Here is a 25,811-nt window from a genome sequence, read left to right on the forward strand (position 1 = left end):
ACGACCTGGCACGCGACTGGCACGGGCGTGGTTGTTTGGTCTTCACCGGCCGCGCCACCGACTAGTCGTAGGTGGTTACAGCTCGCAGAGCACGTGTGAAGAAGATCGCGTATGTGGTTGTCGGCTCACCTGGGGAGAGGCTGACTTGCGCGTTCATGGTGAGCTTGCCGTCGTTCCCCCTTGTTCCCCGCTGGATGCCGTCTGATCGGGCACGTGGAGGACACGGGCTCTCTGATGCGCTCCCGGAGCCGCTGGGCTCGCTTCAGCCGGGCACGCACATCCTGCGGTGCGCTGGCATGACGGTCTCACTCGGCAGGGGATCGACTTCACGGACTCGTACAGCCACGATAGCGACGGCAATGGAGGGATCGGTCCGGTAGCTTCCGTTAAGCGCCGACGGAAGGGCTCTGGGACGTCTTTAGCGGGCAACTCCACCATGGCGAGGCCTACCCACCGGTCGCGGTTGGGTTGGTTAGACCCGAACCGGGGCGCCGCACTTGGGGCAGGTTGGCGGCTCGATCTCTGACACGTCGTCGGGATCAGGCTCGGGCCTTGGCGCGGCTGCGGCCCCATCGAGTTCGAGGATGTTCCAGCACGACTCGCAGTGCCTGATCGCATTAGGTAGCGATTCAGCCTCGTTCGGTGATCGCGCCTCACTTGGGCCGACGGATGCGCGGTTCAAGCAACGATGGGTGCGGTCACTAGCCGAAGAAGGGGGTGTCGGCTTCGCTGACGTGCAGCCTCCAGAGCGGCCAGGGACACAACTTAATGCGAAAGCCCTGCCGCTTCACGGTGCCCAATGCGAGTCTATGCGCATGGAACTGGAGGAGCTCCTTAGCGCCATGGACCGCACGGCGGCCAACCTGAAGAAGCTGGACAGCGTATGGGAGAGGGCCAAGCCGTTCATCCCAGCCGGCCCGCAACTCGGATCTGATGTCCAGTACGACAGCCTCAGGGCGGCGTGGGCGGACCTACTCCCCGGGCTCCCGCGCATCGACGGTTGGACGATCACCGACCCGCTTCCGGACATCAACGACCTAGGCCAAGCCTTCATCGACTGCCTCGACATCGGCGTGCCGCCCACCGCTGTGCATGCTGCTGGGGACAAGCCGGGAGCGGACATCGCTGCCTACCGATACCGGCTGGAACGGGCTCGCCGACGCGCCGCACGAGGTCGATTGGAGCAGCTTGTCGCTTCGATTGACGTCGCTCTCCCTCTCGCAATGGGAGGCACGGCGCGGGACTCCATGGAGCGCCTAGAGAACGAACAGACTGAGGAAATCGAGACGGCGATTGGAGAGATCGCTAGGCTCCTGGGTGAAGACGCCGAGAAAATTGATCGGTGGTGGGATCTGCATCGGCACATGCGCTTCAGTCAAGGGCAGGACTGGCACGACATTATCGAGCTCGACTGGCCCGCCGTACGCGCTGGCATCGAAGCTAAGGCGCTAGGCGACAGTGACCCGCTACCCGTCCCAGACATCGACCTTGGGCAGGCAGCTTCCGGCAGCCTCACGGGTGCGGCGACGTTGGCACTGCCGTGGGATCGGCTGAGCGACGACGGCTTCGAGCGGCTTCTCTATGACCTACTGCGAGACATTCCCGAGCATCAGAATGTCGAGTGGCTGATGCAAACTCGCGCTCCCGACCGAGGGCGCGACCTATCCATGGACCGCGTTCTTCGCGACGGTAGCGGCGGTGTCCGTACGGAACGCGTCATCGTTCAGGCAAAACACTGGCAGAGTCGTTCGGTGAACGCCGTTGCTGTTAGTGAGACTGCAACGGCTGGCAAGCTGTGGGGGCCCCCGCTCGTGCGTGTGGTTGTACTGGCCACTAGCGGCCGTTTCACTGCAGACGCAGTGTCCTGGGCAGAACGACACAACTCGGAGGGCAGCGTGCCCTACATCGAACTGTGGCCCGACAGCAGGCTCGAAACCCTTCTAGCTCAGAGACCGCATATTGCGGCGGCGCACGGCCTCAAGTAGCCCGCTAAGGCTCATGCTGCCGTCTGGTGTCAGGGGGGCGGCGTCGACCCGGCCTTTCGGTCAGCGAGGAGGGGGGAAGCAACATGTCGGAGACCTCGGTGGCACTGATCACCTCAGGTGCAGCACTTGCGGCGAGCGCAATCACTGGAGGGCTGACGTGGCTAGCCGGCCGCAGCAACTTGGCTCGGCAACTGGTGGACCAGAAGAGCGCTCGTCACGAGCAGCACCGCCGAGAGGTCTACACCTCTTGCCTCGAATCCTTGTCGACCATGCTCGACCTGATTCAGAAGTATGGCGCCAGCAGACTCTCCGATGGCGATGAAGGGGCACGAGAGCTTAGGGATGAGATCGCTTCTCAAATCGCTGTTCAGCTTCACCAGCAGTTGGCACTAACGCTCGTCGGCCCCGACAATGTCTTTGACGATTTTGCGTACGCCCACAGTGCCCTGATGGATTTTGCTGAGTTCATCGATGGCCTGCCGCCCGTCGGTAGTCCGTCCAGACCGAGTAATCCAGAGCAGGAAGCACACCGCCTCATGGCAAAGATCAGCGACACGAGAGAGCGCTTTGGGCGAGCCGCTCGCGCGTCTCTACAGACCCCCTGAGACAGGGGTGCGCGGTCGGTGAAGTCTCAGTGACCGAGTCGAGGTGACGGTCGTCGGCCGATGAAGCTCACGGCGCCCGTGCCAGGCTTAGGCCGTGAGGTCTGGCCTCATCCTTACCAGGTTGATCATGGGCATCGTAGAGGTCGGTCGACTCGCGCTGGGCTTCGACTAATCGTCCGCTGACGTTCAGCGCCGACCGCTCCTGCACGCGCTTGTTGGTGTCAGTCATCAGCCGACGGTCTTGACACGGTCGGCTTTCACCCGTTCGAGGAGCGTTCGAGCGGAGTAGGTCCGCACCAGCTTGCCGCATGTTAGGTCTCTTCCATGACCCAGAATCGCAAGCGTGTACCCGCTGCCGTTCAGCGGGCGCTGAAGGAAGAGGCCGATAACGGGTGCGCGATTCCCGGGTGCCCGTATGGCCACCCTCAGAAGTGCCACATCATCGATCATCAGTACGTCAATGGGCACAAATTCGGCGGAATGATCAACATGTGCGGCGCTCATCACGACGAGCACACGTACAAGGATCTGAAGAACCTAGACCTCTACATCGTGAAGGCGAAGCGGGCCTACGAGACGGACCGCTACACCGCGACGGAGCTGATCTACCTGGAGGTCTTCTCGCGCCTCAAGGGCTCCTACTTTCTTCACCCCGTCGCGACTCTGTGCTGTCTCGCGCGCCTCATCGATGACGGGTACGTCGAAGAAGTATCGCGAAGGGTGGACGAAGACGGCGTGCCGCAGGCCATATTCCGCCTCACTCGGTACGGCCGGGGACTCACGGCGGCATGGGTGGCGTCTGGCTCTCCTCGAATTCGCCTGAATCCGACCGAGGGCCGTTGGCGCCCGCCCCGGGGCGGGATGGTCGAGGTCCTGACGCACGATGGCCCGCAGGCGGCGGGCCCTTCGAATCAACGGCGCTGACGCTGTGGCGACGGCCGCGGGCGGTGCACGATCTGGGCAAGTTCCTGCTGGACGTGGCCCTCGCGGTCGCACTGGGCGGGACTGCCTCGCGTATGTCCCCCTCAACCCACCACTCACCCCAGCTCCTATCCCGTACGCCGTCGACCCACACACCGTGGAGCGGGCGTGGTTCAGGGCGTCCAGGTGGAGCGCGCCACTGTACGAACGACCTGGACGCCCTGGGCCGCGTCTGCTCGGCTCTGCCTGGGGCGACGGTGGTCGGGATGGGAGCGCCCCGCACGCCCCTACGGACTCGCAGTTGGCGACGGTGCCCCTCCACCCCGGTGCCGGCCGATCCCCCGCCGGAGGCATTGTCTTGACCGCCGGCTGCTTCCTGCGGTGCTCGCCTCATGGCCTCGGGCCCTATCCACCAGTGGGCGCGCGTCGGCGCAGCCCGGGCGGAGCGGGCCGAAGGCAGGAGCGGCGCCCGGAGCGGAGCCGGGAAGCGCGCCCGGCGGAGCGGAGCGCAGCCGGGGCTTGAACCAGTAGAGAAAGTTGTAACTCAGTCCATCTGCCGGGGCTTGAAGTCGTTTGCGCAGGCTGGGAGTTCTGCCGCCTGCCGGTGTGCGAACGGCAGGAAGAGGACTGGTCGTATCGTCCAGGTGATGCGTGTGTCTGAGTGAGCCACTGAGACCGTGCAGGGCTGCATCTGGAGAAGGGCTCTGCGGGTGCGGACGCGGCCCTCATATAGCCACTCCCAGGCTTCGACTGAAGCCTGGGTGTTCAGTGCCGGGGAGATCGTGCGGAGTGCCACCGCTACCCACCGATCCGCTTGCGGTGCCGAGTAGGCGTCGAAGGATGCTCGTAGCTGCGGCCCAGCCTGATCGTTCGTGACGAGTTCCGTCCAGCACTCGCACCAGTAACCGCGTCGGGGCCCGGTCATCCGCATAGTTGGCCTCCCCTGCCGGCCTCGGTGAAGAAAGCCGCGGTGACCGTGTGGCCGTGGTCGCTGTCGTTGACGACGACGCGGTGCGCGATGGCGCTGACCATGTCTAGACCTCGGCCGTGTTCCGCCTCCTCGTCCTGGTGCTCGGCCTTGGGGGCGGTTCCCGCGCCTCCGCCGTCGGTGACTGACAGGGTGACCATCTGAGGGGATACCTCGATGGCCAGGGAGAAGCTGCCCGACTGACGCCCGCTGGCCGTGTGCAGGATCGCGTTCGTGCTCAGCTCGCTCACGATTAGTGCGGCTTCATCCGCCAGGGGCGAGCCCCGCAGGATGTCCCGCGTCCAGCGCCGGGCCCGGCTGATCTCTTCTGGGAATCCTGGGCAAGTGAGGCCCCAGACTCGGGCGGTGCTCGTATACTCGTGCATACAAGTTCCTTCATGCTGGTAGGCCGCCATGTGCAGCGGGTTCGAGCTAGACGAGTTTCACGCCGTCATGGGCGCGAATGGCCGGCGGGGAAGCCGCGTCGAGTGCGTCCAGGACGCGGATCGCGTATGCCTCGTCGGCGAGTTCGGTGACTTCTTCGCGGGTGGCCCAGTGCAGTGCTCGGGTCTCGTCACCCGTGGTGGGCGTACCGTCGGCGGCCTCGCAGCGGAAGACCATGGAGACGATCAAGCCCGTCATGTTCTTGTAGATGCCGGTGAGGGTCGCCGGAAGCGCAATCTTGATTCCGGTCTCTTCGAGGACTTCGCGTTGCAGGGCTTCGGGGATGGTCTCCTCGCGTTCGAGGATGCCGCCCGGGGGTTCCCACTTGCCGTTGTCGCGGCGCTTGATCAGGAGGGCCCGGTTCTGGTCGTCGACGATGACTCCGGCAACGCTCACGGAGTGCGGACGGTCAGTGCTCAAGGTCCTCGACCCTCTCGGATGGCTAGGCTCTCCACCGTAGCAACAACACTCGCCCACTCGTCTAGATACCTAAAGGAGTACACGTGACGTCCCTTCCCGGCTTGCTCGGCGCTGTCGACCCCACGAGTGATCGTGCGGTCTTCCGGCAGATCGCTGACCAGCTTCGCGAGTCCATCGACCGCGGGCGATTCAAGGAGGGCGAGAAGCTGCCTTCCGAGGCAGAACTCGTCGAGCACTACGGCGTCTCCCGGATGACCGTTCGGAACTCCTTCTCGATTTTGCAGGGTGAGGGCCTGGTCCATGCCGAGCATGGCAAGGGCGTCTTCGTGCGACCACGGCCACCAGTGCGGCGTCTAGCCTCTGACCGCTTCGCCCGGCGCCATCGCGAACAGGGCAAGTCCGCCTTCATCGTGGAGGCCGACGCGGCGGGCAGTCACCCTCAGGTCGACAGCCTGGAGGTCAAGGAGGAGAAGGCCACACAGGACATCGCCACCCGCCTTGGTTCTGTGCGGCGCGTACTCGCTCGTCGGCGCCGGTATCTGCTCGATGGTCGGCCGGTCGAGTTCGCCACTTCGTACCTTCCGCTCGATATTGCGCGCGGTACGCAGATCGCCGAACCGAACCCCGGTCCAGGCGGCATCTATGCCCGCCTCGAAGAGCTGGGCCACCACCTCGACCACTTCGAGGAGGAAATCCGGGCCCGGATGCCCGCACCGTCAGAAGTGAAGACGCTCCGGCTGGCCTCCGGCGTACCCGTAATCCATCTGATCCGCACTGCGTATGACACCGAAGGACGGGCCGTGGAGGTCTGCGACACCGTCATGGCGGCGGACGCCTACGTCCTGTCGTACCAGCTCCCGGCCACGTGAGGGCCTGACGGCTGTGGCGCGCGGTGGTCCGCACCCTGAACTCGTATGCGCCAACAGGCCTACTCGTATAGACGAGTTGGCAAGTCGTGTGGCACAGTGGTTGGCGTTCCCGGAGATCGGGTTCGAACGCTGCATCTTGTATAGACGAGTAGATGGGAAGAACCTTGCGAACCATTCGTGTGGAGACCTCCGCCGCCACGATCCTGCTGACCGAGGCGCCCGAGCCCAAGGTTCGTGACCGGCAGACCGGCGAGATCGCCAAGGACGCCACCAGCGGTGAAGCACTCATGACGATCGGCGTCGTCTACATCGAGGAGGGGGAATCGTCCCTGATCAAGGTGACGATCCCGGAGAGCGGAGTCTCCGACGGGCTGACGCTCGGTGCGCCGGTCTCGCTGCCGGGGCTCGTGGCCCGGCCGTGGGAAAGCGTCTTCAACTGTCAGCAGCGGCACGGCATCGCCTACCGCTGTGCCGCCGTCACTCCGGCCGCCTTCCCGGCCGCCATGGGGGCCTCGGCCTGATGACCGATCTGACGACGCTTCTGGAGGTGGGTGGTCCTGTCGCCGCACTCGGCGGCGGGGCTGCCTACACCCGGGCCAAGCATCCCGGGGTCTACTGGTCCGCGGTCGGCCTGCCGATATCCACGGCCCGGCTGCTCAGCTCGTACGGCTCGGTCATGGAGGCCTGCGGCCTGTCCGTGACGCCGTCCCGACTGCGTGTCCTGGAGGTCAAGGCCACAACCCGTGGGGAGATCCGTCCCGTACCGCCTCGACGCGGAATCATCCGCCCGACCACGACCGGTTTACGGCTCCGGCTACGGCTCGCACCCGGCCAGGAACCCGCCGACGTGGCCGCCTCGGCCGAACGGCTGCGGCACGCCTGGGGAGTTCACGCCGTCTACGTGACCACGGTCAAGCCTGGCGTGGTCGACCTGCGTCTCGTCGGCTATGACGTGCTGCGAGAGGTCCGTATGCCGCGCAAAGCGGTGGGCGGATTCCTGAAAGTGCCCGTAGCGCTGCGGGAAGACGCCACACCATTCGTACGCGACTACCGCGTGGTGCCGCACGGCCTCTCCCTGGGCGCCACCCTGTCGGGCAAGTCCATGTACCTGCGGCACCTCGTTGCCGGACTCGCACCGCAGCCCGTCGCCCTGGTCGGCATCGACTGCAAGCGCGGTGTGGAGCTGGCGCCCTTCGCCTCGCGGCTGTCGGCGCTCGCCACCGATCCCGAGCAGGCTGCTGAGTTGTTGCCCGTGCTCATCAAGGAGATGGAGGACCGGTACGACCTGATCAAGGCACGCCAGAGGATCGCACCGGGCACGCCGAACGAGGAGATCACCTCCGACATCTGGGGGCTTCCCGAACAGGAACGACCCGTGCCCGTAGTCCTGTTCGTCGACGAAGTGGCGGAACTCTTTCTCATCGCCACGAGGAAGGAGGAAGAGCGGCGGGACGAGATGGTCACTCAGCTCATCCGGGTCGCCCAACTCGGCCGTGCGGCCGGTATCTACCTGGAGGTGTGCGGGCAGCGATTCGGCGCCGAGCTCGGCAAGGGCGCCACGATGCTCCGGGCCCAGTTGACCGGCCGCGTCTGCCACCGCGTGAACGACGAAGCTTCCGCGAAAATGGCGCTCGGCGACATAGCCCCCGAAGCGGTCTCCGCCGCCTGCGCCATCCCTGCCGAACGGCCCGGTCTCGCCGTCGCCGGTGACACGTCGGGCGGTTGGTCCCGCATCCGCACGCCGTATCTCTCCCTGTCCGACGCTGCCGAGACCTGCCGCGCGTCGGCCCACATGGTCCCCGACCTGCCCGCGCTGGAGCCCTTCCGGCCCTCCGTGCCCGCGCAGCCGGTCGAGTCCCCGGCCAACCCGGTCGTGCAGCCGCGACCGGTCATCGGCTGAGCCGCACCTTCCCGCACCCCCGGTCGGCGTGACCGTCTCGCGCCACGTCCCTACCCCTGCCATGCCTGAATCCGGAAGGAGCCGCAGCATGCGCGCCCAACTCGCCCGTATCGATGCGGTGCTCGTACAGGCCGTCATCGCGGCAGCCTTGTCCTTCGCCCACCTGCACGACGTCGCCTCGGCGGCCGGACAGGACGGGTGGAAAGCGTGGGCCTATCCGGTCTCGGTGGATCTGTTGCTCGTCGCCGCCTGGCGTCGGCTGCGGACCGGTGACGCCAAAGCCGCGGGCTGGTGCTGGTTCGTCATCGCGCTCGCGGCCTCCCTCGGTGCGAACGTCGCCACCGCCGGACTGCTCGACATGAACCACGTGCCGGCCTGGCTCCGCATCCTCGTCGCGGGCTGGCCTGCGGTCGCCTTCCTCGGCGGGACGCTCCTGGCGCACTCGACGCCGACACCGCCCGACGAGGTCCGGGAGCAAGACCCCGAGGGCGTCGACGACCAGGAGGACGCGCCCGATCCCGTACCGGAGCTCTCGTCGGCACCGGCGCCGGCCGCCGAGTCCGTCCCCACCTCGACCCCTCCGCCCACCGTTGCCGTCCCGGCTGCCCTCGTCGACCACGCCCGCAAGGTCGCCACCGAGCACCACACCCGTACCGGAACGGTCATCGACACCACGACCCTGCGCGCCCGTCTCGGCGTCCCGATGCCCATGGCCGACGCCATCGCCGCTCAGCTCTGAACGCCCGAAAGCTCTGAACGTCCTGAAGGGAGATCCACATGAGCGCCAACCGTCGCTTCCGCTCCGTCGCCCGTATCGGTCCCGTCCAGGTCGGCACGTCGTACGACGGTCGTGGCCGTGAGAAGCACACCGCCGCCTGCACGGCCCCGCGCTGCGGCTTCTCCGCCGACTACGACAGTCGCGCCGCCGCCGAACTGGCCGCCCGCACCCACCGCTGCCCCGTCCGCTGAAAGGACCCGCTTCCGTGACCGTCAGCCTGCCGCTCGTGTTCGTCCTCGGCCTCTTCGCCTGGGGAGCCGTCAAGTTCCTCGGCGTCCGCACGTGGATCGTCGTCGTGATCGCCCTGTTCGGCTTCTGGCTCTCGCACACCTTCATGGCCCCGGCCATCGAATCCGGCACGCGCTCCGGCGTGGACGTCGTAAACGGCTCGCATGTCTAGACGAGTAGGTAAGGAGAACTTTGCCGTGTTCCTGCCCAAGTACCCCGACAGCCCGACGCCGCCGCCCGTCCACCACCGCACGGTGGCCGACCCGGCGCCCGCGCGGCGGCCTTCACCTCAGGTCTCCGTCACCACCGGGGCGGTCGTGGCCGTCCTCGTCGGCGGCGTCGTGCTGACCGCGCTCCTGGCCGCCGTCGCCGTGACGGCCATCTCCGTCGCAGTGTGCGCCGTCGTCATCCGCTCGATGCTCCGCGACCAGCGGCGGCGCTAGTCGCCAGCACTGCCAGACCCCCGGGGCGGCCCTGATACCGCCAAGCATCCGCCGCCCCGGGGGCCCTGTCCCTCCTGACCGAAGCCAGAAGGAGAAGCCATCATTACCCGCGCCACCCCGCCCCCGCTCAGCGAACTCGGTCAACTGGCCGCAACCGGCACCATGCCGGGGCTCCTGCGTCAGCTCTCCGGCCTCGGCGGCTGCACCCATCCGGTCCGCCTCGACGGCCACCGGACCGAGCACGCCGTCGACACCCGGACCGGCGAGATCGGCAACGTCCTCCACCACCTCGACTCAGCCACCCTCCCGGCCGGTCACCTCCTGGTCCGCTGCAACAACCGCCGTACGACCCGCTGCCCGGCCTGCGCGGAGGTCTACCGCCGCGACACCTTCCACCTGATCACGTCCGGCCTGCGCGGCGGCAGGGGCGTCCCCGAACGCGTCGCCGCCCACCCCCGCGTCTTCGCCACCTTCACGGCCCCCGGCTTCGGCCCGGTCCACAACCGCCCCACCGGCCCGGCGAGAACAGTCCGCCCTTGCCGTTGCGGCCTCCTCCACGACCAGGACGACACCGCCCTCGGCACCCCGCTCGACCCGGACACCTACGACTACGAAGCAGCCGTGCTCTGGAACGCGCACGCGGGCCTGCTCTGGCGGCGCTTCTCGGTCTACCTCCGCCGGGAGGTCGCCAAGCGCGCCGGCCTCACCCAACGTGCCTTCCGCGAGTACGCCCGGGTCTCCTTCGCCAAGGTCGCCGAGTACCAGAAACGTGGTGCGGTCCACTTCCACGCGGTCATCCGCATCGACGGCCCGGACGGCGGCGACACCCCGCCCCCGCCCTGGGCAACCGCCGAGCTGCTGACCGACGCCATCCGCGCCGCCGCGACCGTCGCCCGCGTGGATGGCCCGGTCATCGACAACCGCGCGCACACCTTCGCCTTCGGCCGCCAACTCGACGTACGCACCGTCCGATCCGCCGACTTCGACGGCGGCCAGGAGCTGACCGAACGGGCCGTCGCCGCGTACATCGCCAAGTACGCCACCAAGGGCGCCGAAACCGCCACAGGAGCACTCGACCGCCCCCTCAAGTTCCTCGCCGAACTCGCGCAGCTCGACATCAGCGACCACGCCCGCCGCATGATCCGTACCGCGTGGACCCTGGGTGCACGCAAGGAGCTGGAAGAACTCCGGCTCCGCGCCTGGGCCCACATGCTCGGCTTCCGCGGCCACTTCTCCACCAAGAGCCGTCGCTACTCCGTCACCCTCGGCGCCCTCCGCGACGCCCGAGCCGAATGGCGCCGCGCCCAAGCCGCCACCGACGACCAGGCCGCGCCGGACACGACCCTCGTCCTCGCTCACTGGGTCTACGCCGGAACCGGCCTCACCGACGCCGAAGCCTGGCTTGCCGAAACCCTCGAACCCGCCCCCGGAACAGAAGGGGAACCCACCCGTGGCTGAGCGGCATCTCTCCGTCGACCAGGTCGCCGAGCTACTCGGCACGACCGCCCGTTTCCCGCGTCGGCTCATCGAGGAGCGGCGCATCCGGTACGTGAAGGTCGGCCGCCACGTGCGCATCCCGGAAAGCGCGGTCGAGGAGTTCATCACCTCCCACACCGTCGAGCCGATCAAGCGCTCCCGTGCTCGCTACGGGAGGGCTGCCTGATGGCGAACAGCAGGGGGAGGCGTCGCCGCTTCGGCGCGATTCGGCGGCTGCCGTCTGGCCGCTACCAGGCGCGGTACCCGGGGCCGGACGGCGTGATGCGCCCGGCGCCGTTCACCTTCGAGACGACCGCCGACGCTGACGACTGGCTGGCCGAGAAGCAGACCGAGATCCGCAGAGGTGATTGGCGGGACCCAGAGGCCGGGGCCGTCAACCTTCGCGCCTACGCAGACAAGTGGGTCGAGGAGCGCGAACTCAGCGTGCTCACGCGCGACCTGTACCGGTACCTCCTGGACCGGCACATCCTCCCGACCTTCGGTGACGACGACCTCGACGAGATCACCGCGCCCCGCGTCCGCACCTGGCGCACCGAGCGTCTCCGCACTGGCGCCAAGACGGCGACCGCCAAGGCGTACCGCCTCCTCAAGGCCATCATGGAGACCGCCGTCGACGACGACCTGATCCGCCGCAACCCGTGCCGGATCAAGGGCGCGGGTGCCGAGAAGGCACAGGAACGGCCTACGGCCACCGTCGCGCAGGTCGATGCCCTCGCCCGAAGCGGTCGGCATGCGGTGGCGCCTCATGGTCTACCTCGGCGCCTACGGCCCGACTCGTCCCGAGGAACTGGCCGGGCTCCGCCGCCGGGACGTCGACCTCGATGCTCTGCGCATCACGGTGCGGACGGCCGAACCTGAGAGGACGAACGGGCGACGCGCGCCCGGCGACACCAAGTCGGAAGCCGGTACCCGCACGATCTACCTACCCGCGTTTCTGGAGCGTGAGGTCCGCTGGCACATGGAGTCGTTCGCCGAGGAAGGACCGAACGGCCTCGTCTTCGTCGGCGATAGAGGAGCGCCCTTCCGCCGGAGCACCTTCGGCAAGTACTGGCGTAGGGCGCGCACGGTCGCCGGTCTGCCGGACAACTTCCGGTTCTACGATCTCCGCCACACCGGGCACACCCTGTCGACCCGATCCGGCGCGACCCTGAAGGACACGATGGTCCGCGCCGGCCAGTCGTCAGAGAGGGCGGCGATGATCTACCAGCACTCTGAGGAGGAGCGGCAACAAGAGGTCGCCGGGATGCTCGACCGGAGTGTTCGGAAGGCTCGCCGCTCCGTGGCACGGAAGCCGGATGATCAAGCATCTGGCACGGATGTGGCACGCGGCGACTGAGAGAAGGCAGACAGCAAAAAGGCCCGGGTCGATGACCTGGGCCTTCTTCGTGGAGCGGGTGACGAGAATCGAACTCGCACTCTCAGCTTGGGAAGCTGATGTTCTACCACTAAACTACACCCGCGAAACGCCCCGCTAGAAGCGGTGTCGTAACGTCGCACACTCTACCTCATCACGGGCCCCGGGCGCTCTCGCCCCGGGGCCCGCGTGCTGTCCGGGAGGTGGATGCGCCGTGCGGCGGGAGGGAGTTGGGGCGTACCGTGGGTGGGCCGTCCAGGGGTCGCGCCTTAGGTCGTGCCGCCTGGAGTGGCGTCCCTTTCATACCGTAATGTGGGCATTCGTCGTCGGCTCGGAAACGAGCCTCAGGCGTACGAGTTCACACACGGCTTTGGGGAAGGGACTCGAGGACTTGATGGACCGCACCGTCGTCCGATGTGCCGAAGGGCACGTGTTCAGCACCGCGTCGTTCCCGATGCAGCAGGCCGACCGGCTCGGGCCCGGCCGGCTCATCCGGTGTCCGCGCTGTGCCCGGCTCCGGCACTCCGTGCCGGTGACCTTGCAGAAGCAGTAATGCAGTAATGCAGTAATGCAGTAGTGCAGTAATCACGGGCAACGGGCAACGCTCGGTACGGGCGCGCGGGTCGTCACGGTCCAGGAGATTGTGGCGGGGCCGCGCGCTCTGCGTATCCTCGGTGCGTGCTTCTCTCAGACAAGGACATCCGGGCCGAGATCGACTCCGGACGGGTGCGGATCGACCCGTACGACGAATCCATGGTGCAGCCCTCGAGCATCGACGTGCGGCTGGACCGCTACTTCCGGGTGTTCGAGAACCACCGCTACCCCCACATCGACCCCTCCGTCGAGCAGGCCGATCTGACGCGGCTCGTGGAGCCCGAGGGTGACGAGCCGTTCATCCTGCACCCCGGGGAGTTCGTGCTCGCCTCGACGTACGAGGTCGTCAGCCTTCCCGATGACCTCGCCAGCCGTCTTGAGGGCAAGTCCAGCCTCGGGCGGCTCGGGCTCGTCACGCACTCCACCGCCGGGTTCATCGACCCGGGGTTCAGCGGGCACGTGACCCTTGAGCTGTCGAACCTCGCGACGCTGCCGATCAAGCTCTGGCCGGGCATGAAGATCGGGCAGCTGTGTCTGTTCCGGCTGACCTCGTCCGCCGAGGAGCCCTACGGCTCGGCGCGGTACGGGTCGCGTTACCAGGGGCAGCGCGGGCCGACCGCCTCCCGGTCCTTCCTCAATTTCCATCGGACGCAGGTGTGAGCAGCGGTATGAGTGACGTACGAGAGAACCTTACGTACGAGAAGTTCGGCGGCGCCGTGCGTGAGCTGGCGCAGACCATCGCCGACGACGGGTACCAGCCCGACATCATCATCTCCATCGCCCGGGGCGGTGTCTTCGTCGCCGGTGGGCTCGCCTACGCGCTCGACTGCAAGAACATCCACCTCGTGAATGTCGAGTTCTACACGGGCGTCGGGACCACGCTCGAAATGCCCGTCATGCTCGCGCCCGTGCCCAACGCCATCGACTTCACCGACAAGAAGGTGCTCATCGCCGATGACGTCGCCGACACCGGCAAGACGCTGAAGCTCGTGCACGACTTCTGCCTCGACCACGTCGCCGAGGTGCGGTCCGCGGTCATCTATGAGAAGTCGCACTCGCTCGTGAAGTGCGAGTACGTGTGGAAGCGCACCGACGAGTGGATCAACTTCCCCTGGAGCGTCGAGCCGCCCGTCGTGAAGCGGGCGGGGCAGGTACTCGACGCCTGACCGAGGTCGTCGATATACGTGGGGATATGCGTATGCGCGGGGATATACGTATGCGCGGGAGGGCCCGGCGGACCTAACGTCCGCCGGGCCCTCCCGCGTGGTCATGGGCCGTTCCGGCCGCTAGAACGTGCCCAGCTTGACGATCGACAGGATCGCGAGGAGCTGGATCGAGGCCGCTCCCAGCGCCTTCGGCCACGGCAGCTCGTGGGACTTGCTCACCATGGTCGTGAGCAGCGCGCCCGCCGCCAGCCAGGTCGCCCAGCCGAGGAGCTGGACGAAGGGCTGGCCGCCGCCCAGGAACATCGCCACGATCACGCGGGGCGCGTCCGTCAGCGACATGATCAGCATGGAGAGGCCGACCGTCGGCTGCCAGGCGCCGTCGCCGCCGAGCTGGCGGGCGAGGGTGTGCGTGACCACGCCCAGGATGAACGCGCTGATGGTGATCGCGACGCCGGTCGTCAGGACGTACGGGACCGCCGCCGAGAGGGTGGCGTTGATCGCGTCGGAGCGGGCGTCGTCGAAGCCGAAGATCGCGAGCAGTCCGTAGAGGAACGTGACGACGACCGCCGGGGCCCACATCGCGTAGTCCCGCATCTGGAGGAAGGTCGGAGCCGGGCGCAGCACGATGCCGCGCAGCAGGTCCTTCCAGTGCAGGCGCGGGCCGATGGGCGCGGGGGCCTGGCCCGCGCGGTACGTGTCGCCCTGGTTGTAGGGGTCATCCCCGATGGAGAAGGCCTGGGTGTGCCCGGGGTTGTTGGCCGCGTACGGGTCGTAGCCGCCCTGGGGGCCGGGGCCGGGGCCAAGGCCCTGGTCGCCGAAGTACTCCGGCTCCCCGTGACCGCCGCCGCCCGCCTGCGGCCACTGCTGGCCGCCGCCGCCACGCTGCTGCGGGCCGCCGCCCCCGTACTGGGGGCCGCCACCGCCGTACTGCTGCGGGTTCGGCGGCACGGGTGGGTAGCCGTACGGCTGCTGCTGCCCCTGGGGGGCCTGCTGTCCGTACGGCTGCTGCCGCGGTTGTTGTTGCGGTCGCGCTTGCGGGGCGCGGTTGTCCCGGCCGCGTCCGATCCTGAATCCAGCCACGAATCGAACGTACCTGGTCTCACGGAGTGGGGTCGTCCCCCCTCGGGAGGAGAGCGGCTTTGCGGCCGACCTGTGACAACCCTTAGGGGAAACCCTGAGGCCTGCTGCACCGGGCCAGCGGCGCAGCACTCACCGGCTCACCGGCTCAGCGGCGCAGCACCGCCCCGTACGCCAGCGGGTCCGAAGACGCGGGCAGGCCCAGGGAGTTCGGGGTGACGACCGAGCCGCCCGCGGTGACGGAGGGCAGGTCCCAGACACCGCCCGCCGAGGCGTTCTCGCCCGGCGCCGCGACGGAGAGGTCCGGGCGGCCGTCGCCGTTGTGGTCGGCGGTGGCGAGCGCCGCGCCGAAGGCGTCACCCTGCTCGGCGATGCCGCGGATGCCGGGGGAGTTCTGCTGGTACGCGACCGCCCTCGCCGCCCCCGACGCGTCGAGGATGCCCTTCGCGCCGCCCTTCAGGACCGTGACGCTGCCGGCCCGCGCCGCGCTGCCGATCGCCTCGCCGGGGGCGCCCGCGATCAGGTCGTCCTTGCCGTCGCCGTCGATGTCCGCGACGGCGAGGGCGTTGCCGAAGTCGTCACCCGTCTCGGCGACGCCGGGGACGCCCGGCGTGTCCTGGTTGAGGGTCTGGCCCTGCCAGATGGGCTCGTCGCCGCCCCCGTAGTGGATGTGGATGCCGCCGCCCTTGGCGCGCTCCTCGGGACCGCACGGGTCGTCGATGTTCTCGTCGGCGATCTCCCGGCAGTTGCCGAGCGCGAGGTCGTCGAGGCCGTCACCGTTGAAGTCGCCGGTGGCCAGCGCGTTCGCGGCGCTGTTGTCGCTGCTCCAGGTCAGGCCGAAGCGGTCCTCGTCCTTGCTGTAGCGGTAGAGCTGGACGTGGGACTGGGTGTGGGGCTGGTTCTGCGTGTAGTAGGCCACGGCCACTTCGGGGCGGCCGTCGGAGTTGAAGTCGCCGGTCGTCATGACGGGGGCGCGACCGCCCATGGGGTAGGTCATCACGGGCTTGGTCCGGGCGGCGTACGGGTTGAAGTTGGCGACGACCTTGTCCTTGGCGCCGATCGCCAGGTCGACGTCCGTGTCGCCGGTGAAGTCGGCGGCGGCCAGGGACATGCCGTACGCGTCGGAGGCCTTCTCGCCGCGGGCGGCGGTGTTGGCCAGGGCGAAGCCGTCGCCGGTGCCGTACAGGACGGTGACCGAGCCCGCGTCCGTCTTGGCGTCGATGTCCTCGCCCGGGGCGCCGATGACGAGGTCGGCGTACCCGTCGTCGTCGACGTACGCCGTGGTGACCGCGCCACCGAAGCGGTCGCCGGCCTCGGGCGTGCCGGGGACCTCGACGGTGGCCTGCGTGATGCGCCGCACGCCGTTTCGGCCCGGCCCGCCCTCGCCGCCGAAGACGACGCTCACGTAACCGGCCTTCGCCTTGCCGTTGACGGTGCCGGAGGGCACGCCGACGGCGAGGTCCGCGTAGCCGTCGCCGTTGAAGTCGGCGGTGTGCTTCGCGGGCGCGGCGAGGGCCGGCGTGGCGGGAAGGGCCAGCAGGCCCGTGGTCGTCAGGGACGCGCTCAGGAGGAAGGCACGGATGCGCACTGGGGCTCCGGGGGGTGAGGGCCGGGCCCGCGCTCGACAGCGCGGGCCCGGCGGTGAGGAGGAGAAGGGGCGGTCAGTCGGCGAAGTTGGTGCCGAGGCGGGGCGTGCCCGAGCCGGAGATGCCCACGGTGGAGGTGTAGACGCCGGACGTGCCCGAGAGCGTGCCGTCCGCCTTGGAGTCCAGGAGGTAGAAGGCGCCGTTGGAGCCGTTCTCGCCGGACGCGCCGATCGCGAGGTCGCCGCGGCCGTCGTCGTTCAGGTCGTCGACGTGGACCTCCGAGCCGAAGAAGTCGTTCTTCTCGTTGGCGTTCGGGACGCCGGGGGTGTTCTGGCTCAGCAGCACCGAGTTCTTGGTGGAGAGGCCGGAACCGTCCGTGGCGCCGTAGACGACGGTGACCGAGCCCGCGTCGCTGACGCCCTCCAGGTCCTCGCCGGGGGTGCCGACGACCAGGTCGAGGTGGCCGTCGCCGTTGATGTCCCCGAGGTCCAGCTCGGTGCCGAACGCGTCGCCGGTCTCGCCGCTGCCGGGCACGCCCTCGGACTCCTGGGTGATGACCTGGCTGCCTCCGTACGGGCCGGTGGACTTGCCCTTCACGACGTACACGGTGCCGCCCTTGTGCGCGCCGGAGATGCCGTCGTCCCAGGTCAGACCGATGATGATGTCGCCGTAGCCGTCGCTGTCCGTGTCGCCCACGTCGGTGATGACGCCGCCGGGAAGCCGCTGTACACCGGTCGTCGTGACGCCGTTCGCGCTGCCGGGCAGCCAGAGGTTCGCGTTCTCGCCCCCGGCGACGGAGTAGCCGTCGACGATCAGGTCGTCCTTGCCGTCGCCGTTGACGTCACCGGAGTGCAGGTTGAACGGGCCCGCGTCCTCGCCGCTCTGGATGGGCGGGGTGACGGTGTAGTGGCGGCCGGTGCCGCCGGCGCGGGTGAAGCCGCCCTCGTACACGTCGATGGTGGCCGTGCCGGAGCGGGAGCCGATGACGAGGTCGTCCTTGCCGTCGCCGTCGAAGTCGCCCGCCTGGATGGGCCCGCCGAAGAAGTCGTGCTTGGTGGGGCGCGGGTCCTTGAGCGTGGTCCCCCCGGACAGGCCGTTCTTCGAGCCCCACAGGATCTGTACGGTGCCGCCGTCGACGTCCGAGCCGACGTCCTCGCCGAACGCGGCTACCGCGAGGTCGTCGTACCCGTCGCGGTTGAAGTCGCCGTACGCGGTGTCGGCGCCGAAGCTGTCGCCCTTCTCGGCGTCGCCGGGCACGCCCGCGCTGTTCTGGCTGTACGTGGTGTGGTGCCGTTCGGCGCCGCCGTAGGTCACCGTGACCTGGCCGGCCCCGGCCTTCCCGCCGACGTACGCGCTCGGGGCGGAGGTGGCGAGGTCCGCGACGCCGTCGCCGTTGAAGTCGGCTTCGTCCGGCTGCGCGGCCGCGGCCGGCTCGGCGGCGGAGGCGGTGGCCGCCGTGGCGGTGAGCAGTCCACCGGACAGCGCGGCCGCGACGGCCGTCGCCGCGGCGAGGCGTATGCGTCCCGGTCTGGTGGCGGTGGTGCGCTTGTGCTGGGCCATGCGGTTCTCCTGCGGCAGGCGGGGGCGTTCACCGGGCATTGGCCCTGGCGTCACGCTGTGGTCGGCGAAGGGGAGACCGCCGGGGGGCCTCAAGGGTTGTACGGGAATGGGGAGTTGGGAGAGGTTGCTGTGTTCAGGGGATTTGGCGGGGAAACGCCAACGCCGGACGGGCTGGATCTCTCCAGCCCGTCCGGCGCTTGAGGACGAACTCGGCGAAGCCGGTGATCTACCGGCCAACCAAAGGCACCGCCCAGGGCCTACCGCCCAAGCACCGCCCCGTACTCCTTGGCGCCCGAGAGCCCCAGCTTGCCCGGTGTCACCGAGGTGACCGGCGGGTTCGGGCCGTCCTTCGGGGTCGCGGCGTACCAGACGCCGCCCTTGCCGTCCTCGCCCGGCGCGCCCACCGCGACGTCCGGGTAGGTGTCGCCGTTGTAGTCGCCGGTGGTGACGGCAGCGCCGAGCCGGTCGCCGGCCTCCGCCGTGCCCGCCACGCCCGTGGAGTTCTGGCTGAAGGAGGGGCCGACGAGGTGCTCGCCGGTGCCGAGCGAGGCGAGGACCGAGTAGGAACCGGCGTTCTTCGCGGTGCCGACGGCCTCGGTGTCGGCGCCGACGATCAGCTCGTCGATGCCGTCCTTGTCGACGTTGGCGGTCGCCAGGTGCGCGCCGAAGTTGTCGTCGGCCTCCGCGGTGCCGCCGACCTGCGGGCTGTCCTGCGTGGTGCAGGAGGAGCCGCCGTCGCCGAACGCGCCGCCCTTCTTGCCGTAGACGGTGAGGACGGCGCCGCCGAGGCGGTCCTCGCAGGCGGTGCTCTCGAACTCGGGGTTGGGCTGGACGTGTCCGATGGCGAGGTCGTCGGTGCCGTCGCCGTCGAAGTCACCGGCGGCCAGGGCGGAGTAGGTGGTGTCGCCGGTGGACCACGTCGTCTTCCACGCGCCGGACGCCCGGCTCAGCACCTCGGTGCCGCTGATCTCCATGCCGTCGTACGCCAGGGCGATGTCATCGCCGCCGTCGCCGTCGAAGTCACCGCTGGTCACGACGGTCGGCCCGGCGAAGTGCCAGCCCTGGATACGGGAGAGCGTGGCGGGCGAGCCCGCGGTGAAGGGGCCCGGCCGCATCGAGAGCGAGCTGGTCTCGTCGAAGTGGGTGTTGAGGGCGATGTCCTTGTCGCCGTCCCTGTCGAAGTCGCCGGTGGTGAGCACCGCCCCGTACCCGCGGGCTTCGCCGTTTCCTCCGGAGGCCGCGGTGAAGCCGCCCTTGAAGCCGCTCGCGGAGCCCCACACGATCGTGACGGTGCCCGCGCCCTGGGCGGCGTCGATGTCCTCGCCGGGGGCGCCGACGACCAGGTCCGCGTAACCGTCGCCGTTCATGTCGTTCGAGTCGACGGCCTTGCCGAACGTGTCGCCCGCCTCGGCCGTGCCGGGCACACCCGCGGTGGCCTGGCTGACCGTGACCGAGCCGTGCTTGCCGAGGCCGGACGCGCCGCCCCAGACGACGTTGACGTATCCGGCGCCGGCCTTGCCGCCGACCGTCGCGCCGGGCACACCGACCGCGAGGTCCGCGTAGCCGTCGCCGTTGTAGTCGGCGCGGAGCTGGGAGGGCGTGGCGGCCGAGGCGCCGCCCGCCGCCAGGCCCGTGAGGCCGAGGGCCGTGGCGGCGCAGAGGGCGCCCGCGGTGATGAGCTTGTTGCGCACGTGCTGAGTCACTGAGATATCTCCAACTGGCTGAGAGGAAGGGCAAGGTGCGCGGCGGGCGCGGGGCATCAACGCAGGGTGTGTCCGAAGCCCGCGTCCACGCCCCCGACGCCGAAGTCCCTGCCGTTGAAGGAGGTCGCGTAGGACGAGGTCAGGCCCGTCGCCGTGCCCCGCAGGGACCACACGGCGCCGACGTCCCGGGTCGTGTCGATGTCCTCACCGGTGGCGCCGGCGGCCAGGTCCGCCTTGCCGTTCTTGTTGATGTCCTTGAGGCGTACGGACGTACCGAAGTGGTCGCCCGGCTCCGCGACGCCCGGCACGCCCGAGGTCTCCTGGTGCCAGGACTTGCCCGAGGTGAAGTGCCCGCCGGAGGACTTCAGGAACGTCACGCTGCCCGTGCCCGCGACCGCGCCGACGGTCTCGCCGGGCGCGCCGACCGCGAGGTCGGCCAGGCCGTCGCCGGTCACGTCGCCCGCGGAGACGGACGCGCCGAAGCCGTCGCCGGTCTCATCGGTGCCGGGCACGCCCGCGCTGTCCTGGTGGTACGTCGTCGGGGCGCCGAACTCCCGGTCACCGCCGAGCCGCACGGTGACCGAACCGCCCTTGCCTCCCCGGGCGTTGCCGGTGATCAGGTCGGCGTAGCCGTCGCCGTTGACGTCACCGGAGGTGGCCGCGTCGCGGGTGGCGGTCGGGTCGTCGCCCTCGCCGAGGATCTCGGCGTTGTAGCCGTAGTCGCCCGCGCCGCCGTTCATGTGGGCGGTCCAGGCCCCGCCGTCCGCGCGCTCGCCGTACAGGACGAGGCTGATGCCGTCCGCCTGCTTGAAGTTCCCGGCGACCATGCCGTCGAGGCGGGTGCCCTCGGGGATGAAGTCGACCTCCAGGCCGAGCGGGCGCTCGAATTCGTTCCCGTCGCTGTAGTACCACCAGTTGTCGCCGCTGACCACGGCGAGCTGCTGGCTTCCGTCGCCGTCGAAGTCGGTCCAGACGGTGGCCTCGCCGAAGCGGCCCGTGGTGTCGGCCGGGGAGGTCACGACGCGGCCGCCGTCGTGGAAGCCGTCCTTGCCGCCCCAGATGATGGTGACGGCGCCGGACGGCTTGCCGTCGACCTTCTCGCCGGGGGCGCCGACGACGAGGTCGGCGTAGCCGTCGCGGTTCACGTCGCCCGTGGTGACGTTCTCGCCGAACTCGTCCTCGGGCTCGGTCACGCCGGGCACCTGGCGGGAGTTCTGGGTCAGGGTCGTCGCCTGGTTGGCGGCGAGCCCGGACGCCGAACCGAAGGTCACGGTCACGGAATTGGTGTGCGGCGAGCCGATCGCGAGGTCACGGTAGCCGTCGCCGTTGAAGTCGTCCTTCAGGGTGGAGGCGGCGCTCGCCGGACCGGCCAGCGGCAGCGTCAGCCCCGCGGCGGCGAGGGCCGCGACGGTGGCGGTGACGGCCAGGTTTCTTGCGCGCACGTGGTACTCCCGGGTTTGCGGCAGGACATCCGCGGGCTCCGACTGAGCCTTTGGGCAGGGCCTGAGCCTCTGGAGAGGGGCCTGGGCCTCTGGGCAGCGTGAGCCTTTGGGCAGGGCTCGGCTTCCGGGTGTGTGACTCGTGAGGCGTACGAAGGGTTGTGCGCCGGAAGTGGCGTGGTGGCCGCGAGATGAACACCGGCCCGCACTACTGACCCCCGCTCACCCGGCGCCCCCACCGCACTACTGACCCCCGCTCACCCCGCGCCCGGCGCCGCGAACTCCGCGGTGGAGAACGTCAACCGCGGCTTGCGCGCGACCACATCGCCCCGCACCCCCGGGTACACCCCCACGGTGTCCTCGGTGGCCCCGCGATACGTCCGTACGACCAGGTCGGCCCGCTTGTCGCCGTCGAAGTCGGCGACCTGGAGAACCTGCGTCGTGCCCTTGGCCGACGGGACCACCGTCGCCGTCGCCTTGGCCGCGAGGCCCGCCGTACGCCCCCTGAAGACCCGCACCTCCCCGGCGCCGCCATCGCTCCCGCCGCTCCCACCGCTGGCGACCAGCTCGCTCAGGCCGTCCCCGTCCAGGTCACCCGCGTCCACGGCGGTGTCACCGGCCTCCAGGGAGCCGCGCAGGGTGCCCGGAACCTCGTAGCGCAGGGCGATGCCCTTCGGGGCGGCGATCGCCGCGTCCACGCCCTTGCCCATGCCGAAGCGGCCGAAGGCGATGTCCTCGCCGGCCGGGAGGAGCACCCCGGCCGCCCCCGTCTTGCCGGGCCCTTGCGGGCCGCCGAGGACAAGGGCGCTCGCGGCGGCCCCGGAGGCGCCCGCGGTCTTGCGTACGAGCACGTCGTCGTAGCCGTCGCCGTCGACGTCCGTGGCGCGGCCCTTCCCGAGGCCGTCGCCGGGCGCGGTGACCGGGGCGCCCGCGGCGCGCGGCGCGCCCGACCGCTTGAACGGTCCGCGCAGGAAGGAGATCCGGGCCCCGCTCGCGTGCAGGACGAGATCGCTCGCGGTGTCCCCGTCGAAGTCCCCGCAGACCGGCTGGTCGGGCCAGTCGTTGCCGAAACGTGCCTGCGCGGGCACCTTCAGCTTCACGGCCTTGCCCGTCAGACCCTCGGGCGAGCCGAAGAGGATCTGGAGCGGCACGGGCGGCTGCCCCTGCCCGTCGTAGGGCGGGTCGGTGGAGACGAGCAGATCGGTGAAGCCGTCCTCGTCCAGGTCGCAGGAGACCTGGGACTCGAAGGCGGTCGGCAACTGTCCCTTCGTACGCGCCCCGTTGGCGTGCGCGCTCAGCAACTGCCGGGCACCGGGCACCAGGCCGCGCCCGGAGCCGTAGACCACGCCGATCCCCGCGTCGTCGCCGTGGTCGCGGTGCACCAGGTCGTCCAGTACGAGATCACGGGCGCCGTCGCCGTTGAAGTCGTCCTCGGCCCCGCTGCCGTCGCCGCGCGGCACGGGCAGCCGGGGCGCGCCCTTGCCCGCCATGCTGACCGGCCGGGGCTTGGTGCCGCCGGGTTTCGCGTCGTCCTGGTGGCCGGTGCAGCCCGCGAGGAGCAGCGCGCAGCCGACGGCCACCGCCGCCCCCGGGAGGCCGCCGCGCCTCACGCCGCGTCGCGCGTTGCGTGTCCCGATCCCGGTTCTGTGCACGCTTCTCACCCACCCCGAACGCCCCACAGGACAACAACAAGCCCATGATGTTACGCGTCAGGCCGGCCCCGCCCCGAGGGGCGGAACCGGCCTGACTGCCGTACCTAGGTGGTTACTTGACGGGCTCCGGCTCCGGCGTGTCCGCCGACTCCTCGTCGCCCGCCGGATCGGCCGGCGTCTTCACGGAGTCGAGCAGCAGCTGCGCGACGTCGACGACCTGGAGCGATTCCTTCGCCTGACCGTCGTTCTTCTTGCCGTTCACCGAGTCGGTGAGCATGACGAGGCAGAAGGGGCAGGCGGTGGAGACGATGTCGGGGTTGAGGGACAGCGCCTCATCCACGCGCTCCGTGTTGATGCGCTTGCCGATGCGCTCCTCCATCCACATCCGGGCACCACCGGCACCGCAGCAGAAGCCGCGCTCCTTGTGGCGGTGCATCTCCTGCTGGCGCAGGCCGGGGACGGCGGACATGATCTCGCGCGGGGGCGTGTAGACCTTGTTGTGACGGCCCAGGTAGCAGGGGTCGTGGTAGGTGATCAGCCCCTCGACCGGCGTCACCGGGATCAGCTTGCCCTCGTCGATGAGGTGCTGGAGCAGCTGGGTGTGGTGGATGACCTCGAAGTCGCCGCCGAGCTGCGGGTACTCGTTCGCGATGGTGTTGAAGCAGTGCGGGCAGGTCGCGACGATCTTCTTGGCCGACTTGGGCTTCTTGGTCGACTCGTCCTCGTCGTCCTCGCCGTACGCCATGTTCAGCATCGCGACGTTCTCCTGGCCGAGCTGCTGGAACAGCGGCTCGTTGCCGAGGCGGCGGGCGGAGTCACCGGTGCACTTCTCGTCGCCGCCCATGATCGCGAACTTGACGCCCGCGATGTGCAGCAGCTCGGCGAAGGCCTTGGTGGTCTTCTTGGCCCGGTCCTCCAGGGCGCCCGCGCAGCCGACCCAGTAGAGGTAGTCGACCTCGGTGAGGTCCTCGACGTCCTTGCCGACGATCGGGACCTCGAAGTCGACCTCCTTGGTCCACTCCACGCGCTGCTTCTTGGCGAGGCCCCAGGGGTTGCCCTTCTTCTCCAGGTTCTTGAGCATCGTGCCCGCCTCGGACGGGAACGCGCTCTCGATCATCACCTGGTAGCGGCGCATGTCGACGATGTGGTCGATGTGCTCGATGTCGACCGGGCACTGCTCGACGCAGGCGCCGCAGGTGGTGCAGGACCACAGGACGTCCGGGTCGATGACGCCGTTCTCTTCGAGGGTGCCGATGAGCGGCCGCTCGGCCTCCGCGAGAGCGGCGGCGGGGACATCGGCGAGCTGCTCGGCCGACGCCTTCTCCTCGCCCTCCATGGTCTTGCCGCCGCCCGCGAGCAGGTAGGGCGCCTTGGCGTGCGCGTGGTCGCGCAGCGACATGATCAGGAGCTTCGGCGAGAGCGGCTTGCCCGTGTTCCAGGCGGGGCACTGCGACTGGCAGCGCCCGCACTCGGTGCAGGTGGAGAAGTCCAGCAGGCCCTTCCAGGAGAACTGCTCGACCTGGGAGACGCCGAAGGTGTCGTCCTCGCCCGGGTCCTCCCAGTCGATGGCCTTGCCGCCACTGGTCATGGGCTGTAGCTCACCGAGGGTGGTGGAGCCGTCCGCGTCCCGCTTGAACCAGATGTTCGGGAAGGCGAGGAAGCGGTGCCAGGCGACGCCCATGTCGGTCTTCAGGGAGACCGTGATCATCCAGATGAACGACGTCGCGATCTTCACGCCCGCGAAGAAGTACGTGAGGTTCTGGAGGGTGGAGACGTCCAGGTCCTGGAGCGCCGAGACCAGCGGGTACGAGATGAAGAACGAGGCCTCGTAGCTGTCCACGTGGTGCTGGGCGCCCTCCAGGGCGTGCAGCGTGAAGATGCAGATACCGACGATGAGGATGACGGTCTCGACGAAGTACGCCTGGCCGGTGTTGGACCCGGCGAAGCGGGACTTGCGGCCCGGCTTGCCGGGACGGTTCAGCTGCCGGATCACGATCAGCGTCACGATGCCGAGCACGGTCATCGTGCCGAGGAACTCGACGAAGACGTTGTACGGCGCCCACTCGCCGATGATCGGCAGCATCCAGTCGGCCTTGAAGAGCTGGCCGATGGCATTGACGATCGTCAGCAGCAGCGAGAAGAAGCCCACCGCCACGAACCAGTGCGCGACGCCGACGATGCCCCATCGGTTCATGCGCGTATGGCCGAGGAACTCCTTGACCACGGTGAGCGTGCGCTGGACGGGGTAGTCGGTCCGGGTTCCGGCGGGCACGGGCTGGCCGAGCCGCATGAACTTGTAGATCTGCACGATGGCACGGCCGAACAGCGCGACGCCGACCGCGATTAGGACCAGCGACACGATGATCGCGGCGAGTTGCATTTGGGGGCTCCTCGGGCCTGCGAGGCGAACTATTACTAAGCGGTAACTTATGCAGTCCGTCTGAGACTACCCACTTACTCCGCCGCACTGTAGCCAGCAACCCGGTGATCTGCGTCGCTCAGGCAACCCTTCGCGGTTCGATCACGGGGCGACAGGGGGCGCCCCGTCAGGGGCGCGAGGAACTGCGCGAGCAACCACAACGAACCCGCAGCTGAGAAGAGACCCCCGGAAGGGTCCTACCTG

At 69.2% G+C, this 25,811-nt stretch carries 25 protein-coding genes, 1 tRNA gene and 2 pseudogenes; 16 read left to right on the plus strand and 12 right to left on the minus strand.

The window, feature by feature from the left end:
* The first annotated feature begins 815 nt into the window (after nt 1-815).
* Both CP975_RS18280 and CP975_RS18285 read left to right on the plus strand, forming a co-directional pair.
* Nucleotides 816-1,985, plus strand: coding sequence for a restriction endonuclease (locus CP975_RS18280; protein ID WP_150477120.1), 1,170 nt, complete (start codon nt 816-818; stop codon nt 1,983-1,985).
* A gap of 83 nt (nt 1,986-2,068) precedes the next feature.
* Nucleotides 2,069-2,590 (plus strand): hypothetical protein, encoded by a 522-nt coding sequence (locus tag CP975_RS18285; protein WP_055526742.1) that lies wholly within the window; start codon nt 2,069-2,071, stop codon nt 2,588-2,590.
* A gap of 67 nt (nt 2,591-2,657) precedes the next feature.
* Here the strand turns inward: CP975_RS18285 and CP975_RS35070 are convergent, their stop codons facing one another.
* Nucleotides 2,658-2,819 (minus strand): hypothetical protein, encoded by a 162-nt coding sequence (locus CP975_RS35070; RefSeq protein ID WP_167532707.1) that lies wholly within the window; start codon nt 2,817-2,819, stop codon nt 2,658-2,660.
* Between the two features lie 95 nt (nt 2,820-2,914).
* Between CP975_RS35070 and CP975_RS18290 the strand changes: the two genes are divergently transcribed.
* Together CP975_RS18290 and CP975_RS36620 are read left to right on the plus strand one after the other, a co-directional pair.
* On the plus strand, nt 2,915-3,514 hold the full coding sequence (locus CP975_RS18290) for a hypothetical protein (RefSeq protein ID WP_150477121.1): 600 nt from the start codon (nt 2,915-2,917) through the stop codon (nt 3,512-3,514).
* Nucleotides 3,502-3,677: pseudogene (locus CP975_RS36620) on the plus strand (IS1380 family transposase); the annotation flags it as partial. The gene CP975_RS18290 and the pseudogene CP975_RS36620, both read left to right, overlap by 13 nt.
* 378 nt (nt 3,678-4,055) lie before the next feature.
* On the opposite strand, the gene CP975_RS35820 reads toward CP975_RS36620, so the two are convergent.
* Genes CP975_RS35820 through CP975_RS18305 form a run of 3 tightly spaced genes read right to left on the minus strand, consistent with a single transcriptional unit; the run spans nt 4,056 to nt 5,318 of the window.
* A complete protein-coding gene (locus CP975_RS35820; RefSeq protein ID WP_150477122.1) occupies nt 4,056-4,442 on the minus strand; it encodes a hypothetical protein in 387 nt (128 codons plus the stop codon).
* Nucleotides 4,433-4,864 (minus strand): ATP-binding protein, encoded by a 432-nt coding sequence (locus tag CP975_RS18300; protein ID WP_055526745.1) that lies wholly within the window; start codon nt 4,862-4,864, stop codon nt 4,433-4,435. The genes CP975_RS35820 and CP975_RS18300 overlap by 10 nt, the downstream gene beginning before the upstream one ends.
* A 46-nt stretch (nt 4,865-4,910) precedes the next feature.
* A complete protein-coding gene (locus CP975_RS18305) occupies nt 4,911-5,318 on the minus strand; it encodes an NUDIX hydrolase (protein ID WP_055526746.1) in 408 nt (135 codons plus the stop codon).
* Between the two features lie 107 nt (nt 5,319-5,425).
* Between CP975_RS18305 and CP975_RS18310 the strand changes: the two genes are divergently transcribed.
* The 10 genes and pseudogenes from CP975_RS18310 to CP975_RS18355 all read left to right on the plus strand — a co-directional run bounded on the left by CP975_RS18310 (nt 5,426) and on the right by CP975_RS18355 (nt 12,393).
* On the plus strand, nt 5,426-6,211 hold the full coding sequence (locus CP975_RS18310; protein ID WP_055526747.1) for a GntR family transcriptional regulator: 786 nt from the start codon (nt 5,426-5,428) through the stop codon (nt 6,209-6,211).
* 164 nt (nt 6,212-6,375) lie between these two features.
* Nucleotides 6,376-6,732 carry an SCO3933 family regulatory protein gene (locus CP975_RS18315; protein ID WP_055526748.1) on the plus strand — a complete coding sequence of 119 codons (357 nt, stop codon included), beginning with the start codon at nt 6,376-6,378 and terminating at the stop codon, nt 6,730-6,732.
* Entirely contained in the window at nt 6,732-8,111 is a 1,380-nt protein-coding gene (locus CP975_RS18320; protein ID WP_055526749.1) for an FtsK/SpoIIIE domain-containing protein, read from the plus strand. The genes CP975_RS18315 and CP975_RS18320 overlap by 1 nt, the downstream gene beginning before the upstream one ends.
* Before the next feature lie 88 nt (nt 8,112-8,199).
* Entirely contained in the window at nt 8,200-8,850 is a 651-nt protein-coding gene (locus CP975_RS18325; protein ID WP_055526750.1) for a DUF2637 domain-containing protein, read from the plus strand.
* A gap of 38 nt (nt 8,851-8,888) precedes the next feature.
* Complete coding sequence (locus CP975_RS18330) at nt 8,889-9,080, plus strand: mobile element transfer protein (protein WP_055526751.1); 192 nt, start codon at nt 8,889-8,891, stop codon at nt 9,078-9,080.
* 14 nt (nt 9,081-9,094) lie between these two features.
* A complete protein-coding gene (locus CP975_RS18335) occupies nt 9,095-9,289 on the plus strand; it encodes a hypothetical protein (RefSeq protein ID WP_055526752.1) in 195 nt (64 codons plus the stop codon).
* A gap of 25 nt (nt 9,290-9,314) precedes the next feature.
* Entirely contained in the window at nt 9,315-9,560 is a 246-nt protein-coding gene (locus CP975_RS18340) for a hypothetical protein (protein WP_055526753.1), read from the plus strand.
* 162 nt (nt 9,561-9,722) lie between these two features.
* On the plus strand, nt 9,723-11,018 hold the full coding sequence (locus CP975_RS18345; RefSeq protein WP_055526754.1) for a replication initiator: 1,296 nt from the start codon (nt 9,723-9,725) through the stop codon (nt 11,016-11,018).
* A complete protein-coding gene (locus CP975_RS18350; RefSeq protein ID WP_030788957.1) occupies nt 11,011-11,223 on the plus strand; it encodes an excisionase family DNA-binding protein in 213 nt (70 codons plus the stop codon). Before CP975_RS18345 ends, CP975_RS18350 begins: the two co-directional genes overlap by 8 nt.
* Nucleotides 11,223-12,393 (plus strand): annotated as a pseudogene (locus tag CP975_RS18355) (tyrosine-type recombinase/integrase). The gene CP975_RS18350 and the pseudogene CP975_RS18355 overlap by 1 nt, the downstream one beginning before the upstream one ends.
* 50 nt (nt 12,394-12,443) lie before the next feature.
* On the opposite strand, the gene CP975_RS18360 reads toward CP975_RS18355, so the two are convergent.
* A tRNA-Gly gene (locus CP975_RS18360) sits at nt 12,444-12,517 on the minus strand.
* Between the two features lie 572 nt (nt 12,518-13,089).
* Between CP975_RS18360 and dcd the strand changes: the two genes are divergently transcribed.
* The gene (gene dcd, locus CP975_RS18365) at nt 13,090-13,665 is read left to right on the plus strand and encodes a dCTP deaminase (RefSeq protein ID WP_030788950.1); all 576 of its coding nucleotides are present in this window, start codon (nt 13,090-13,092) and stop codon (nt 13,663-13,665) included.
* 8 nt (nt 13,666-13,673) lie between these two features.
* Nucleotides 13,674-14,171, plus strand: coding sequence for a phosphoribosyltransferase (locus tag CP975_RS18370; RefSeq protein WP_030788947.1), 498 nt, complete (start codon nt 13,674-13,676; stop codon nt 14,169-14,171).
* Between the two features lie 120 nt (nt 14,172-14,291).
* On the opposite strand, the gene CP975_RS18375 is transcribed toward CP975_RS18370, so the two are convergent.
* The 7 genes from CP975_RS18375 to CP975_RS18405 all read right to left on the minus strand — a co-directional run bounded on the left by CP975_RS18375 (nt 14,292) and on the right by CP975_RS18405 (nt 25,568).
* Entirely contained in the window at nt 14,292-15,251 is a 960-nt protein-coding gene (locus CP975_RS18375) for a Yip1 family protein (protein WP_055526756.1), read from the minus strand.
* Nucleotides 15,252-15,396: 145 nt separating this feature from the next.
* Complete coding sequence (locus CP975_RS18380) at nt 15,397-16,836, minus strand: FG-GAP-like repeat-containing protein (protein WP_055526757.1); 1,440 nt, start codon at nt 16,834-16,836, stop codon at nt 15,397-15,399.
* 73 nt (nt 16,837-16,909) lie between these two features.
* A complete protein-coding gene (locus tag CP975_RS18385; RefSeq protein ID WP_150477123.1) occupies nt 16,910-18,394 on the minus strand; it encodes an FG-GAP repeat protein in 1,485 nt (494 codons plus the stop codon).
* 257 nt (nt 18,395-18,651) lie between these two features.
* Nucleotides 18,652-20,097, minus strand: a complete 1,446-nt coding sequence (locus CP975_RS18390) for an FG-GAP-like repeat-containing protein (RefSeq protein ID WP_055526758.1) — start codon at nt 20,095-20,097, stop codon at nt 18,652-18,654.
* Between the two features lie 56 nt (nt 20,098-20,153).
* A complete protein-coding gene (locus CP975_RS18395) occupies nt 20,154-21,539 on the minus strand; it encodes an FG-GAP-like repeat-containing protein (RefSeq protein ID WP_055526760.1) in 1,386 nt (461 codons plus the stop codon).
* Nucleotides 21,540-21,793: 254 nt separating this feature from the next.
* The gene (locus CP975_RS18400) at nt 21,794-23,146 is read right to left on the minus strand and encodes an FG-GAP repeat domain-containing protein (RefSeq protein ID WP_055526762.1); all 1,353 of its coding nucleotides are present in this window, start codon (nt 23,144-23,146) and stop codon (nt 21,794-21,796) included.
* A 154-nt stretch (nt 23,147-23,300) separates the two neighbouring features.
* Nucleotides 23,301-25,568, minus strand: coding sequence for a (Fe-S)-binding protein (locus tag CP975_RS18405; protein ID WP_055526763.1), 2,268 nt, complete (start codon nt 25,566-25,568; stop codon nt 23,301-23,303).
* Nucleotides 25,569-25,811 lie beyond the last annotated feature (243 nt).

The sequence above is a fragment of the Streptomyces alboniger genome (assembly GCF_008704395.1).
Lineage (GTDB): Bacteria > Actinomycetota > Actinomycetes > Streptomycetales > Streptomycetaceae > Streptomyces > Streptomyces alboniger.

Bases quoted from the DNA above. Each gene is read 5' to 3' on its own strand.
- CP975_RS35070 (WP_167532707.1), bottom strand. From the start codon at position 2,819: ATGACTGACACCAACAAGCGCGTGCAGGAGCGGTCGGCGCTGAACGTC.
- CP975_RS18280 (WP_150477120.1), top strand. From the start codon at position 816: ATGGAACTGGAGGAGCTCCTTAGCGCCATGGACCGCACGGCGGCCAAC.
- CP975_RS18325 (WP_055526750.1), top strand. From the start codon at position 8,200: ATGCGCGCCCAACTCGCCCGTATCGATGCGGTGCTCGTACAGGCCGTC.
- CP975_RS18330 (WP_055526751.1), top strand. From the start codon at position 8,889: ATGAGCGCCAACCGTCGCTTCCGCTCCGTCGCCCGTATCGGTCCCGTC.
- CP975_RS18320 (WP_055526749.1), top strand. From the start codon at position 6,732: ATGACCGATCTGACGACGCTTCTGGAGGTGGGTGGTCCTGTCGCCGCA.
- CP975_RS18300 (WP_055526745.1), bottom strand. From the start codon at position 4,864: ATGCACGAGTATACGAGCACCGCCCGAGTCTGGGGCCTCACTTGCCCA.
- CP975_RS18405 (WP_055526763.1), bottom strand. From the start codon at position 25,568: ATGCAACTCGCCGCGATCATCGTGTCGCTGGTCCTAATCGCGGTCGGC.
- CP975_RS35820 (WP_150477122.1), bottom strand. From the start codon at position 4,442: ATGCGGATGACCGGGCCCCGACGCGGTTACTGGTGCGAGTGCTGGACG.
- CP975_RS18385 (WP_150477123.1), bottom strand. From the start codon at position 18,394: ATGGCCCAGCACAAGCGCACCACCGCCACCAGACCGGGACGCATACGC.
- CP975_RS18285 (WP_055526742.1), top strand. From the start codon at position 2,069: ATGTCGGAGACCTCGGTGGCACTGATCACCTCAGGTGCAGCACTTGCG.
- CP975_RS18345 (WP_055526754.1), top strand. From the start codon at position 9,723: ATGCCGGGGCTCCTGCGTCAGCTCTCCGGCCTCGGCGGCTGCACCCAT.
- CP975_RS18370 (WP_030788947.1), top strand. From the start codon at position 13,674: ATGAGTGACGTACGAGAGAACCTTACGTACGAGAAGTTCGGCGGCGCC.
- CP975_RS18290 (WP_150477121.1), top strand. From the start codon at position 2,915: ATGACCCAGAATCGCAAGCGTGTACCCGCTGCCGTTCAGCGGGCGCTG.